This window comes from Exilibacterium tricleocarpae (genome assembly GCF_007004655.1).
GTDB classification, from domain to species: Bacteria; Pseudomonadota; Gammaproteobacteria; order Pseudomonadales; family Cellvibrionaceae; genus Exilibacterium; species Exilibacterium tricleocarpae.
This window is the reverse complement of the sequence record NZ_ML660088.1, coordinates 367326-381009: the sequence shown is the minus strand read 5'-3', so window position 1 is coordinate 381009 and position 13684 is coordinate 367326. Positions and strand designations below refer to the sequence as shown.

Here is a 13684-nt window from a genome sequence, read left to right as displayed (position 1 = left end):
AATACCTTAGTGAAATGCTTGGTTTTTTGCTCAATGCCACTATTATGGGTCTTTGCCGTGTTGACTGACCAGTTTAAGGAGCCCCTATGTCCACTCTCACTCCCGAAGCCCTCAAGCAAACCTTAGCCCAAGTGTCCGACCCTACCACCGGCAGGGATTTGGTCAGCCTTGGCGCAGTGGACGACATCCGTATCGATGGCGGCAAGATCGATGTGGTGCTGGTACTGGGCTACCCGGCGGCCGGTTTACAGGAAACCATCAGCGGCGAGGTCTGGCGGGCGCTCAAGGACCTGCCCGGCGTCGACGCCGTTTCTGTGGATATCGGCTGGCTGATCGCCGGGGGCAAAGCCAGCACCGGCAGCGATGCGATCGCCGGCGTAAAAAATATTATTGCAGTGGCGTCCGGTAAGGGCGGTGTCGGTAAGTCCACCACCGCCGTCAATCTGGCCCTGGCTCTGGCAGCGGAGGGCGCCCGGGTCGGGGTGTTGGACGCGGATATCTACGGCCCGAGCCAGCCGCAGATGCTGGGTGTGGCCAACCGCCGGCCGGAAGTGGAGAACAATCAGTTTATGCTGCCGGTGGAATCCCACGGCGTGCAGTCCATCTCCATGGGCTATCTGGTCACTGAACAGACACCCATGGTGTGGCGCGGCCCCATGGTCAGCGGCGCGCTGCAACAGTTGCTGACCCAGACCCGCTGGCAGGACGTCGACTACCTGATCGTCGACATGCCGCCGGGCACCGGCGATATTCAACTGACCCTGTCGCAAAAGGTGCCGGTCAGCGGCGCGGTCATTGTCACCACCCCCCAGGACATTGCGCTGCTCGATGCCAAGAAAGGCATTGAAATGTTTCGCAAAGTCAATATTCCCATTCTCGGGGTGGTGGAAAATATGGCCACCCATATCTGCTCGAATTGTGGTCACCAGGAGCCCATTTTCGGCGCCGGCGGCGGCGAGCGTATCGCCCGGGAGTACGACACCCAACTGTTGGGCTCACTGCCTTTGGCGCTCAGTATTCGCGAGCAGGCCGACGGCGGCAATCCCTCGGTGGCGGCCGACCCCGAGTCGCCCGTCAGCCGGCAGTACCGCGAGATTGCCCGCCGCATGGCAGCAACCCTCTGGCTCCAGGGCAGTCGGACCGCCGGGCCGGATATTGTCATTACCGACGATTGACGCGGCGGCCCGGTCGAGGCTAGAGACTCCCGGCGGTAAAACGATTATTATGCGCCCCTTTATATCAAGCGACTGATGTCACACAGAAAATTGCGGGGAGCAGCATGAGCATCAAAGCCGATAAATGGATTCGCCGTATGGCGCAGGAGGCGGGCATGATCGAGCCGTTCGAGGCGGGTCAGGTGCGCTATAACGAGGGCGGTGAGCGCCTGGTGTCTTACGGTACCTCCAGCTACGGCTACGATGTGCGTTGCGCTAATGAGTTTAAGATTTTTACCAATGTACACTCTCCTACGGTGGACCCGAAGAATTTCGATCAGGACAGTTTCGTCGACGTGACCAACGATGTCTGTATTATCCCGCCGAACTCTTTTGCCCTGGCGCGTACCGTGGAGTACTTTCGGATTCCGCGCAATGTGTTGACCATGTGCCTGGGCAAATCCACTTATGCCCGTTGCGGTATTATCGTCAACGTCACGCCCCTGGAGCCGGAGTGGGAGGGTCATGTGACACTGGAATTCTCCAATACCACACCGCTGCCGGCGAAGATCTATGCCAATGAAGGGGTGGCGCAGATGTTGTTTTTCGAGTCCGACGAGGTGTGCGAGACGTCTTACAAAGACCGCGGCGGCAAGTACCTCGGACAAACGGGCGTCACTTTGCCGAAAACCTGATTGACCTGCCAGTTGATCGATCCGATAGCTGACTGTCTATCAGACCGGTCTACCCGACAGCAGGCGCAAGGTTGCGTCTGCCGGACTCCTGCAAAAAAGCCGCGGGCCCGATTATTGGGCGGCCTGCGGTTTACAGTTTCCTGTCTACTCAATCCGACCTGTCCCCGTATCCGGTGAGCCTAGCGGCTTAAAGTTGCGAAATTGTCCTGTTTATCGACTTACTGGCCGGTATATCATCTTATTCAATATAGAAATGATAATCATAATCATTTATATTTGCATCTGTGCGTTGAGCCCGCCATAAGCCCATGCGGTTGTTGTCGACTGACAGGCTTTATTCCGACGCCAACCACGCAGGGACCGTGAACAATAAAGAGATGACATCAAGGGTGTAGTTATGCTGAAAGATCCGGATTTGGAACCCGCCGTAACGGCGGCAGCAGGCGCGAGGGAGCGGGGCGACGGTTTCCTGTTCAATTCTCATAATCTGCCGGCCTTTGCAGTCGGCTTGCAGCAAAGCATTGATCTGCTCCAGCGCAAACTTGCCGAGGTGGCACGTCCTCACAGTGGCGTGTCACCCGGCGAACTGGCACAGGCGTTTGCGCCTATCGATCTCGACCGCCCTCTCGGGTCGATGCAAGAGGTGCTCAGCGAAGTTGAGCGCTTGTATCTCGACCATGCCATCTATTTCCACCATCCTAAGTATCTCGCTCACCTGAATTGTCCGATTGTATACCCGGCCATTCTGGCTGAGTTAATTCTCTGTAGCGTCAACTCGTCTCTCGACACCTGGGATCAAAGCGCCGGCGCCACGCTTATCGAGCAAAAGTTGATTGACTGGTGTGCCGATAAAATCGGCTACGGCGCGGCGGCGGACGGCGTGTTTACCAGTGGCGGTACCCAGTCCAACCTGATGGCACTGTTGCTGGCGCGCGACAGTCTCAGCACTGCTCGCTGTGCGGGCCATAGCAACAAGACAGACGGCTTGCCGCAAGAGGCGCACCGGTTTCGGATTTTTACCTCTCAAGTCAGTCACTTCAGCGTACAAAAGTCCGCGGCTATTTTAGGCTTGGGGCACAACGCGGTGGTGCCGGTAAGTTGTGATCGGCGCTTCAAAATGGATATCGCCCAATTGCGCCGGGCCATTGTCGCCTGCCTGGGAGACGGGCATATACCCATGGCCGTGGTCGCCACCGCCGGCACTACGGATTTCGGCAGTATCGACCCACTGGATGAGATTGCCGACCTTTGCGAGGAGTACGGCCTGTGGCTGCATGCGGACGCCGCTTACGGGTGTGGCCTGTTGGTGGCGCAGAACCTACGTTATCTGCTGGGCGGCATCGAGCGGGCGGATTCGGTAACTGTCGACTACCACAAGTCGTTTTTCCAACCGGTTAGCTGCGGTGCTTTTTTTGTCAAGGACGGGGCCGATCTGGCGCTGGTAACGCATCATGCCGAGTATCTAAATCCCTTGAGTCAACGCCGGGAAGGCACACCGAACCTGGTTGATAAAAGTATCCAGACCACCCGGCGCTTCGACGCCCTGAAGCTGTGGCTCACCCTGCGCATCATGGGCCCCGGGAAACTGGGCGACGTTTTTGAGCGGGTGACGGCGCTGGCCCGCCAGGCCTATTGCCTGCTCGATGCACAGAGCAGTATTGATGTCCTTCACCGACCCGAGTTGAGCACGCTGGTATTTCGTTACCGGCCCAATGAAAGCCACTCGGCATCGGAGATCGATGCGGCCAACGAATTTATTCGCAAGGCGATTTTTCGGTCGGGGCAAGCGGTTATTGCCAGCACCAAGGTCGGCGCTCGTCGATACCTGAAATTCACCATACTCAATCCTGCCACCACGCTTGCCGACATCGAAGCGGTTGTGGAGTTGATTATAGCCTATGGACGGCAATACCTGGCGCAGCCTGAGTCGACACCGTCCGTGCAAACACAACGGGGAGCAGACAATGAGTGAGAGCGTATACGATTTTGTGGCGATTGGCCTGGGTCCGTTTAACCTGGGGCTGGCTTGTCTGACCGAGCCTATCGATGCGGTTAACGGGGTGTTTCTCGAGCGTCACGAGAGGTTCGATTGGCATCCGGGCATGATGCTTGAGCGGGCCACTTTGCAGACGCCTTTTCTGTCCGACCTGGTAACCCTGGCCGACCCCACCCATCCGTTGAGTTTCCTGAATTATATAAAGCAGCAGGGCAGGATCTACTCGTTTTATATCAGGGAAGATTTCTTCCTGGTGCGCAGCGAATACAACCAATACTGTCAATGGGCTGCCGATAAGCTGTCGACGATTGAGTTTGGTACCTGCGTTGATCACATTGACTATTGCGAGCGTGAGCGAGTTTACATTGTGCGGGCCACTTGTGCGGCCGGCGGCGCTGTTAAAACCTATAGAGCGAAAAAGCTGGTGCTGGGTACCGGTCCGGTACCCTACGTGCCTGAGTGTTGCCAGCCGTTGCTGGAGTACGCCACGCATTCCTCCGACTATCTCGCCAATAAAAAACGGTTACAGGAGAAGCGGTCGGTTACCATCTTGGGAAGCGGACAGAGCGCCGCCGAGATCTACTATGATCTGTTGCAGGATATTCATGACTGCGGTTATGAGCTGAACTGGGTCACCCGCTCGCCACGTTACTTTCCGCTTGAGTACAGCAAGCTGACATTGGAGATGACCTCACCGGAGTATGTTGATTATTTCTACAGTCTTCCCGCCGCACAACGGACTCAACTCGTTCACAGCCAGAAGTCTCTGTACAAAGGCATTAACAGCAGCCTGATTAATGAGATCTATGACCTGATGTATGTGAAGCGTCTGCACGGCGAGTTGCGCGCCAATCTCCTCACCAATTCAGAGCTGATACAGGCCGAGTACCGCGCGCGCGAGTGCCTGTTTGATCTGACGTTTCAACAGCGGGAGCAGGGCGATAACTACCGTATCAGCACCGCGGGTCTTGTATTGGCCACCGGTTATACCTACCGGCTGCCGGACTTTCTCGCGGGGATAAACCGGCGTATCCGCTGGGATAGCAACGGTCGTTTTGATACCCACAGAAACTACACCATCGACCGCGACGGCTGTGAAATATTTGTCCAGAACGCCGAGTTGCACACCCATGGCTTCGTCACCCCGGACTTGGGTATGGCGTGTTACCGCAACGCTTATATCATCAGGGAGATAACCGGCGTGGAGCACTACCCGCTCGAGCAGCGCATCGCCTTCCAACGGTTTGCCGCACCGTTGGCGACATTAAACAGCACTGCCCCGGCCTCGGTATGAAGATAAAACACGCGCTTATTTTGCTCACGGTGGTTTCGGTGGTTTGCGATACTTTGCTGTTGCCGTTTTACCCGCAGTTCTTTGCCGAGACGTTCGGGCAGGATGATCCGCGCCATGTGGGGATGTATATTGCCGCCTGTTGCATCACTGTTATGTTGGCTTTTCCCGTTTGGGCGCGAGTGGCGAAAAGCGTGCACGAGTTACATCTGTGGGTGTACACCCAGATTGCCGCCGGTATTTTGGGTATCGGTTGCTTTTTCGCAACGTCGTTGCCCGCCTTTTGGGTAATTTCGCAAACCATGCTGGTTTTCAAGGCCAGTTACCTGCTGATTTATCCGTTTGTTATGAGGCTGGAAGAAAAGGACAAACACCTGGGGATGGTCGGCCTGTTTTCCGTGTTGATGCACTTTGGCGGTATTGGCGGTGCCTTGTTGGGCGGCTTGACATTGCAGGTATTTGAACCGCGCGATGTCTATCTGATTATGGCCGCCGGCGATGCGTTACAGGTGCTCGTCTGTCTTTATCTGATCAAAAGGCACCAAGTGCCCGCCAAGCGTGAGCCGGGCGACGTCGCGCCGGACCCGGCTTTACCGCGGCGACCACGCCACCCGTTCGGATCTTTGGTGTACCGGCTGGGTTTGGTGACGGCGGTATTTTACTTCAGCGCTTTTTTGATCCGTCCGTTTTTTTCGCTGTATTGGGAATCCATATCCGACCTCGGCGGGGAAATACTGACCGGATTTGTCTACTCGATTCCGGCCTGGGCCGCTTTGGCAGGGTTGTGGCTGAATAGCCGGTCGACCCGTGCCACGCCGCGACAGCGGCACATTATGTCTGCTTTTCTGTTGGGTGTTCTGGGTTTGTTTCTGCAAGGCACCCAACAGGAGCTGATCGTATTGGCAGGGCGTTGTCTGTTCGGTTGGGCCATGTTTCAGGCGACAGTGCGGTTGGAGGTTTTGCTGTTCAATATCAGCACGCCCGAGTCCTATGCCACCGACTTCAGCAAAATACACCTGTTCCAGAATATTGGCGTATTGCTTTCCGCTTTTGCCGGTGGCGCGATTGTGGCCGCTTTCGGCCTGCAGCTCCCCTTTGTGTTTGCCTGTCTCGGGTTGCTTGTCACCGCGCTGTTGTTTTACCGCCTGTTGCCGGCCGAAGCCGATGGAACAGGCGATGCTGTTGCCGGTAGTGATCTGATGGCGGGAAGAGGCTAGCAACTGCTCATACCCAAGGGGTGGCAGCGGCGCTGTTTACCACTCGGCTGCGCACTGTTGTGCCTGGCAAATGGAACACAGCTTTCAAGAACAAAAGAGTTGAAAACAAATGAAGAGTAAGCAAAGAACAGTGGAGACATTGACCACCCGTTTTGCCAAGCAGGTACCCGGTCTGGGGGAGTTCTGCCTGCGCCGGCTGCGGATGCCGGAAGATGCTGCGGTGGTCCACAGTTGGGTCAGTCGCCCATATGCCAGGTTTTGGGGAATGCAGAACCACTCTCTGGATGCTGTGAAAGATTTCTATACCGAGTTGCAGGACAGCGGCCATACCGAAGCGTGTCTCGGTTTTTATCAGGGGCAGGCGGTCTTTTTGCTCGAACACTACGATCCGCGCCAGGCCGCCGTCGGCAAACACTATGCTGTGGAGCAGGGTGATCGCGGTATGCACCTACTCGTCGCGCCTGCCGATCGCCAATTGGCAAACTTTACCTATGCCGTTTTTACCGTGGCAATGGACTTTTTATTCGACGACACGCATGTGCGACGCATCGTCGTCGAGCCGGATCGCCGCAATGTCAAGATACATCGGCTGAACCGGCGCGCGGGCTTTCGGCACGAACAAGTGATACAAATCGACGACAAGGCTGCTTACCTGGCGTTCTGCGACAGGGAGCGTTATGAGATCGCCTGCAAATGGGAGAGCAATCTTGTTGCCGGCCGGTCGACACAACCGGAGACGGCCGTCGAAGCACTTCAGCCTGATACCTGGACCCGGGTCAACAGGTTGCATCTTTGCAAGGCCGTTAGCGAGTTGGCTCACGAGCGATTAATTGAACCGGAGCTGAAAAATCGCGATGGGGTCTGGGGCAATTATGCGTTACGTGCGGAGCAGACCGGCGTCGAATATCGCTTTCGAGCCCGGATTCTGAGTTTGCAGCACTGGTTTATCGACCCGGACTCGATGTTGAAGTTCGACAACAATCGTCTCGAGCCGCTTGATTCCATCAAGTTTGTGATTGAATTCAGCGGCCGCCTGGGCATCGATTCGCACATGCTGCCGACCTATCTAGAGGAAATCGCCAGCACGCTCTACGGCAGTGCCTACAAAGATACGCGGCCTTCGTTGAGTGCCCGGCAATTGATCGATGCCGGTTTTCAGGAGGTGGAAATCGCCATGGCGGAGGGCCACCCGTGTTTTATCGCCAATAACGGTCGTATTGGGTTCGACGCGATTGACTACCGCGCCTATGCGCCGGAGGCGGGCTGTCCGGTGAAACTTATCTGGCTGGCGGCACACAAACGGCGGGCGTCATTTTCCGCCACCACGGATTTGGAATACGATGCGCTTCTGCGCGGGGAGATAGACCCGACAACCCGTGTCTCGTTTACCCGGAAATTACAGCAGCAGGGCCTGGCGCCACAAGACTACCTTTTGATACCGGTTCACCCCTGGCAGTGGTTCAACAAGTTGGCGAGTATTTTTGCGGCGGACATCGCCGCCCGTGATCTGGTGTGTCTCGGCTATGGCGACGATGCTTATCTGGCCCAACAGTCGATTCGCACCTTCTTCAATATCAGTCACCCGCACAAACACTACGTGAAAACGGCGCTGTCGATCCTGAATATGGGTTTTGTGCGGGGGTTGTCCGCCTACTATATGCGCACTACGCCGGCGATCAACGACTGGGTCAATGATCTCGTGCAAGGCGACGCCTATCTCCGCGAAAAAGGTTTCAGTATTCTTCGCGAAGTGGCGGCGGTGGGTTACAGCAATCCCCACTACGACACCGCAGCAATGGCCGACGGCCCTCACAGGAAAATGCTGGCCGCCCTGTGGCGTGAAAGCCCGGTCAACTTGTTGAAACCGGGACAAACCCTGATGACTATGGCGGCCCTGCTGCATAGCGATCGGGAGGGCGAGGCCGTGCTGCCGGCATTGATTGCGGCCTCGGGCTTAAGTGCCACCGAGTGGTTGTCGCGCTACCTTGACTGCTACTTGAGCCCACTGCTGCACTGTTACTACCGGCACAGCCTGGTTTTTATGCCCCACGGTGAAAACGTGATACTGGTGCTGGAAAACTACGTGCCGGTAAAGGCGATCATGAAAGATATCGGGGAGGAGGTCTGCCTGCTCAACAGCGATCTCGAGCTGCCGCAGTCGGTACGCAGAATAGCAGTTGCCATGCCGGAGGAACTCGAGATTTTGTCGATTTTTACCGATGTCTTCGACTGTTTCTTTCGTTTCCTGGTGCAGATACTTGTGGCCCGGGCCGACTATTCCCAGGAAGCGTTTTGGCGCCTGGTTGCCCAGTGTATAAACGCTTACCAGGCCGCCAATCCACATTTGCAGGACAAGTTTGATCGCCACGATCTGTTTGCCGATGAATTTCTGCTCTCCTGTCTGAACCGGCTGCAACTGAGCAATAACCGGCAGATGGTTGACCTTGCCGATCCGGCCAAAAATCTTAAGTTTGCCGGTAACCTGACCAACCCGATTGCGGGTTACAGGTACGGCGACTCCGTATCGGCGCCAGCCACCGGTTCCTGACGACCCCGCCGTAAGCGCCTGTCGCCGGCCAGTGTTATTGAGTCGACAAGGCGATTGACAGAAAGGAAAGGGTAAAGCATGAGTGTTGATGCCGACAGAATTTTAGCGGTGGACCTGGCGCGCGGGCTCAGTGTGGTACTGATGGTCACCGTTCACACACTTTGGATGTATGCCGATGTAGAGACCCAAACCGAGTCGCTGTTGGGTACCGCCGTGCATATGATTGGCAAGGGAACGCCGGTGTTTCTGGTTGCGATGGGCATATCGTTTATGCTCTCGCGCGATCAAAGCGTGGCCGGCGCAGTGCGGCGCGGGATAGGGGTGCTGGCGCTGGGTTATGCTATGAACACACTGAAGTTTTTGGTACCCATAAGCGTGTTCGGAACCATGCCGCCGGAGTTCGCCGCCGCCTACGGCTGGGATTTTCCGTTGACGTCCGGGCAATTGCTGTACCTGGTGCTGACAGGGGATATCCTGCAGTTGGCGGGGCTTTCTTTGATCGTGTTGGCCGTGGTTCGCCATTATGTGAAAAACAAGTATGGGTTGTTGGCCGGTGCTGTGGTGGTGATGTTCTCGGCGCGGCTGGCCGGCGCCGTAGAGAACGATAATGCCGTCCTGGATTATGTTCTCCGGCTCTTCTGGAGCGAGAGTTACCAGGTTTACTTTCCGGTATTTCCGTGGCTTGCTTTTATTCTGCTGGGTATGTTTCTCGGTGCCTGGTTCGGCGAGCAGCGCCGTCGTTATGGTCATGTGTTCGGCGGGATGTTACCCCTCGGCGCGGGGTTTGCCGTGCTTGGCGGTGCCCTGTGCCTGTGGAACGCCGACTACCATTTTGGCAATTTCTTTCATCTGGGACCGGGCGGCGCCCTGTATCTGGCCGGTCTCAACCTGATGGGCCTGTGGGCCATCCACAGGCTGGCGGAAGCCGTGGGCCCCAACCGGCTGTTTGACTGCCTTTGCTATTGCAGTAAGCGGGTGACCTCCCTGTATGTGATTCAGTGGGTGTTGATCTGCTGGGGAATGGGGTGGCTGGGCTACCAGCAGTTGCAGGCAGCCGGCGTGCTGGCTTTGATGCCGGTGATGCTCGTCCTGACGCTCCTGGTCCAATCGCTGCGCGAGCATAAACTTGTCATCCGGAAGACAGGGATACAGTGAATCCAGGTAAAACCCGGCCCGGAAACCAATCAATCCACCCAGGTGAAGTATTTTTTTTGCTAATCTAAATGCAAATTATTTGCATTTAGTATATATTTCGCTTTTCATAGATGAGGCCGGTGCTGGACCCAAACCGGGCGGCGCCGCTCGATTATTTGATAAAGCCAAACAATAAAAGGGGAGAACATGACTGCAACACTGCCTCAAGACGCCGGCGGTGCTCGGCTAAAACGCCTGTATCACTACCTCGGCGGGCTGGTTATGGCATTGTCACTGCCGGTAGCGGCGGCCGAACCGGATGCCGGGCAGAGTGCCGCTGAGAGTACCGCTGAGAGTACCGCTGATAGTGCCGATATCCTGGAAGAGGTCCTGGTACAAGGCCATCTGACGCGCTATTCAGCCACCAAGTCCGATACCCCAATCCTGGAAACCGCGCGCTCCGTCTCCATCGAGACACTGCAACAAATCATTGATAAAGGCGCGCTCAACCTGGCTGACACTTACGTCTACTCCGCGGGTGTCACCGGGGAGGCGTTTGGCTTCGCCACCCGCGGCGACTGGCTGCGGGTGCGCGGCCTCGATGTGCCGGAGTACCGCGACAGCCTGCAGGCGCTGTTCAGCAACTACAACAACACGCGCCCGGAAATCTACACCGTCGAGCAGGTGGAAATCCTCAAGGGGCCGGCTTCCGTCTTGTATGGCCAGGGGTCTCCGGGCGGTCTGGTGAATATCGTCAGTAAGCGCCCGCAAGAGCGCACCGAGAGAGAGCTGGTGCTGGAGTACGGCAATTTCGATCGCACCCAGGTGGCCGCCGACCTCACCGGGTCCATTGACGACAGCGGGCGCTGGTTGTACCGCCTTATCGGCGTCTACCGCGACAGCGACACCCAAGTGGACTTTATCGAAGACAATACCCGCCTGTTTGCCCCCTCCCTGACCTGGCGGCCGACCGAGCTCAGCAATATCACCCTGCTGGCGAGCTACCAGGAAACCGAAAGCGATGCCGGCGCCCAGTTTCTGCCTATCGCGGGAACCCTGAACCGGGCGCCCAACGGCCGCCGGATCGACTTCGACTTTTATGCCGGGGAACCCTCGTTCAACCGCTACGATACCAAGACGACCTCGTTGACCCTGCTGGCCGATCACCAACTGAATGATACCTGGAGCCTTGAGGCAACGGCCCGCTACACCGATGGCGAGGCCGATTACCAGCAGGCCTGGACGGCGCTGATTGGCGGCGACCGGTTTGTCTATAACGACGACGGTTCTCTCTATGAAGGCGGGCGCGTACCGCGCAGTTTCTACGACAGCTTTGCGACCTCCGAGCAACAGGCGGTGGATGTGCGCCTGCGGGCAAATTTCGACACCGGTGCCGTCGAGCACCAGGTGCTGGTGGGAGCGCAGTACCAGGACGTTACCACCGAAGATGATCGCGCCTATGCCTATGCCCTGGGTTATGACCTGGAAACCGGACGCCCCGATAATATCTTGGGCGATACCTATTGGATCGATATCTTCAATCCCGTTTACGGCAGGGTGCCACCGCAGGAGATTATCGACCGGTTCCTGCGCGATGGCTTACCGGCCAACACCAAGGATCGCGGACTTTACATCAGCAACCAGATCAGTTACGCCGACTGGCGTTTCACCCTCGGTGTCCGGGTCGACGATGTCAGCAGCGATAACGGCGTGAAGGACCAGGACGACGATGCCGTCAGCACCAGTGTGGGGGTGCTCTATCAATTCGAAAACGGTCTGTCTCCCTACGCCAGCTTTGCCGAGTCATTTCAGCCGGTGGTCGGCACCAACGAAGACGAATTGCTGGACCCCCAGGAAGGCCGGCAATACGAGGTGGGGGTCAAGTATCAACCGCCCGGCTCGTCGGCGTTCGTGACCTTCGCCTATTTCGATATCGAGCAGACCAATCTGGCCGACCCCGACGCTGTGGGGGGAAGTTTCGGACAGCAGAAGGGTGTCGCCAAGGTGAAAGGAGCTGAGATCGAGGGGGTGGCGACCCTGGCTGATTTTACCGTCGAGGCGAACCTCAGCTACCTCGACACGGAGAACGCCAACGGCTACCAGTTTGCCAGTGTGCCTGAACTGCAGGCCTCGACCTGGATCGGCTATCGACCCAGCCGGGTCTGGCAGGGGTTCAAGGCCGGACTGGGTCTGCGCTATGTCGGCGAGAGCAACAACGGCACCGATTCCCTGACGACGCCCTCGTATACCCTGGCCGACCTGATGATCGGTTACGAAATGGCAAACTGGGATTTCGCTCTGAATCTGCGCAACCTGAGTGACCGGGAATATATCTCCACCTGCCTCTCCCGCGGCGATTGCTTTATCGGTGAAAGACGCACGGTAACGGCCGGCGTGCGTTACAACTTTTGATGTTTGCGTTAGCGCTGGTTTAACCGATGAATAAAACACTTGTCAAAGTGCATACCTGGCTGGCGCTGGTGCTGGCGGTGCCGCTGTTGCTGATCTGCCTGACCGGCAGTCTGCTGGTGTTCAAACACGAAATCGACGCGCTGTTGATCGCGGACCGGGTGGCGGTGGATGCCGCCGGCGAGCGGCGCAGTCTGGATAACCTGCTGGAGGCAGTCAATGCGCGCTTCGACCGTTATGAAGTCGTGGGCTGGACGCTGTTCGCCGACCCGCAGCGCGCCGATGTAGTGTTTTTGATGGCGCGCGGCAGCCAGGCGTGGTCGTATACGTTTCTGAACCCTTACTCGGGTGCTGTTCTCGCCGATGCCTATCCCCTGGGCCACTACCTGACCGACTGGCTGCTCGACCTGCACGCTACGCTATTGCTGGATCACGCCGGGCTGCTGCTGGCCAGCCTGGTCTCCACGGTGCTGTGCCTGCTCGGGATCAGCGGCCTGGTTATTTACCGCAAGTTCTGGAAACGTTTTTTCACACTGCGCTGGAACAGTCGCATGACGGTCTTTTTTACCGATCTGCACAAGATGGTCGGGGTTGTGTTCACACCGGTGTTTTTGCTGGTGGGTATCACCGGTGCTTACTGGAACATTGTCCATTTTGTGCACGAAGAGTTCGAGCATACCGCCGCCCACGCATCCTTCGTTATGGCGGAGCGTATGTACAGCGATACAGTGTCGCTGGAGACGCTGAGCGCGCGCGCGGCAGCGCGGATTGATGGCTTTGTACCGCGCTACATTTCCTTTCCCCACGAGCCTGATGGCCCTATGACCTTCTTCGGCCAGGTTCCCACCGGCAATATTTTGTTGAGTCAGTATGCCAGTTATGTGACCTTCAGCCCGTTCAAGGGCGAGTTGTTGAGCGCGGCAGATATCCGCGACGCCGGTCTCTGGACCAAGACCGTGGATAGCTTCCGGCACTTGCACTTCGGCACCTTCGGCGGCCTGTTCACCCGTATTCTCTGGTGCCTGGCCGGGCTCGCACCGCTGGTGCTGGCGATAACCGGTATCAGCGTCTGGTATCGACGTCGCTCGCGCCGCTCACTGGCCCGCCGGGAGCGCGGTCTCAAACGCAGGCTGGCCTAGCGGGCCGGCCTGCCCCCGGTATTTTTTGCCGGTTGTCGATTTGCCAATCCCCCGATCGTCTCTATAGTGGAGTCTGGATAAGCAGGCACCGAAACCACTGT

At 57.2% G+C, this 13684-nt stretch carries 9 protein-coding genes; all 9 read left to right on the top strand.

Annotated features, from left to right (window positions below):
- The first annotated feature begins 86 nt into the window (after positions 1–86).
- The 9 genes from apbC to FKG94_RS04150 all read left to right on the top strand — a co-directional run bounded on the left by apbC (position 87) and on the right by FKG94_RS04150 (position 13583).
- The gene (gene apbC, locus FKG94_RS04190; RefSeq protein ID WP_142902932.1) at positions 87–1175 is read left to right on the top strand and encodes an iron-sulfur cluster carrier protein ApbC; all 1089 of its coding nucleotides are present in this window, start codon (positions 87–89) and stop codon (positions 1173–1175) included.
- A gap of 104 nt (positions 1176–1279) precedes the next feature.
- Positions 1280–1849, top strand: coding sequence for a dCTP deaminase (gene dcd, locus FKG94_RS04185; protein WP_142902931.1), 570 nt, complete (start codon positions 1280–1282; stop codon positions 1847–1849).
- A gap of 397 nt (positions 1850–2246) precedes the next feature.
- A complete protein-coding gene (locus tag FKG94_RS04180; protein WP_142902930.1) occupies positions 2247–3821 on the top strand; it encodes a pyridoxal phosphate-dependent decarboxylase family protein in 1575 nt (524 codons plus the stop codon).
- Complete coding sequence (locus tag FKG94_RS04175; protein WP_142902929.1) at positions 3814–5139, top strand: lysine N(6)-hydroxylase/L-ornithine N(5)-oxygenase family protein; 1326 nt, start codon at positions 3814–3816, stop codon at positions 5137–5139. The genes FKG94_RS04180 and FKG94_RS04175 overlap by 8 nt, the downstream gene beginning before the upstream one ends.
- Positions 5136–6353, top strand: coding sequence for an MFS transporter (locus FKG94_RS04170; RefSeq protein WP_142902928.1), 1218 nt, complete (start codon positions 5136–5138; stop codon positions 6351–6353). Before FKG94_RS04175 ends, FKG94_RS04170 begins: the two co-directional genes overlap by 4 nt.
- A gap of 109 nt (positions 6354–6462) precedes the next feature.
- Positions 6463–8901 carry a GNAT family N-acetyltransferase gene (locus tag FKG94_RS04165; RefSeq protein ID WP_281284207.1) on the top strand — a complete coding sequence of 813 codons (2439 nt, stop codon included), beginning with the start codon at positions 6463–6465 and terminating at the stop codon, positions 8899–8901.
- Positions 8902–8979: 78 nt separating this feature from the next.
- Positions 8980–10056 carry a heparan-alpha-glucosaminide N-acetyltransferase domain-containing protein gene (locus FKG94_RS04160; protein WP_142902927.1) on the top strand — a complete coding sequence of 359 codons (1077 nt, stop codon included), beginning with the start codon at positions 8980–8982 and terminating at the stop codon, positions 10054–10056.
- A 186-nt stretch (positions 10057–10242) separates the two neighbouring features.
- Positions 10243–12447 carry a TonB-dependent siderophore receptor gene (locus FKG94_RS04155; RefSeq protein WP_218943426.1) on the top strand — a complete coding sequence of 735 codons (2205 nt, stop codon included), beginning with the start codon at positions 10243–10245 and terminating at the stop codon, positions 12445–12447.
- 26 nt (positions 12448–12473) lie between these two features.
- Positions 12474–13583: a PepSY-associated TM helix domain-containing protein gene (locus tag FKG94_RS04150; protein ID WP_142902926.1), complete on the top strand. Its 1110-nt coding sequence runs from the start codon at positions 12474–12476 to the stop codon at positions 13581–13583.
- Positions 13584–13684: the final 101 nt, after the last annotated feature.

Coding starts and splice junctions, on each gene's coding strand:
- FKG94_RS04150 (WP_142902926.1), top strand. CDS start 12,474: ATGAATAAAACACTTGTCAAAGTGCATACCTGGCTGGCGCTGGTGCTG.
- FKG94_RS04170 (WP_142902928.1), top strand. CDS start 5,136: ATGAAGATAAAACACGCGCTTATTTTGCTCACGGTGGTTTCGGTGGTT.
- FKG94_RS04180 (WP_142902930.1), top strand. CDS start 2,247: ATGCTGAAAGATCCGGATTTGGAACCCGCCGTAACGGCGGCAGCAGGC.
- dcd (WP_142902931.1), top strand. CDS start 1,280: ATGAGCATCAAAGCCGATAAATGGATTCGCCGTATGGCGCAGGAGGCG.
- FKG94_RS04175 (WP_142902929.1), top strand. CDS start 3,814: ATGAGTGAGAGCGTATACGATTTTGTGGCGATTGGCCTGGGTCCGTTT.
- FKG94_RS04160 (WP_142902927.1), top strand. CDS start 8,980: ATGAGTGTTGATGCCGACAGAATTTTAGCGGTGGACCTGGCGCGCGGG.
- FKG94_RS04155 (WP_218943426.1), top strand. CDS start 10,243: ATGACTGCAACACTGCCTCAAGACGCCGGCGGTGCTCGGCTAAAACGC.
- FKG94_RS04165 (WP_281284207.1), top strand. CDS start 6,463: ATGAAGAGTAAGCAAAGAACAGTGGAGACATTGACCACCCGTTTTGCC.
- apbC (WP_142902932.1), top strand. CDS start 87: ATGTCCACTCTCACTCCCGAAGCCCTCAAGCAAACCTTAGCCCAAGTG.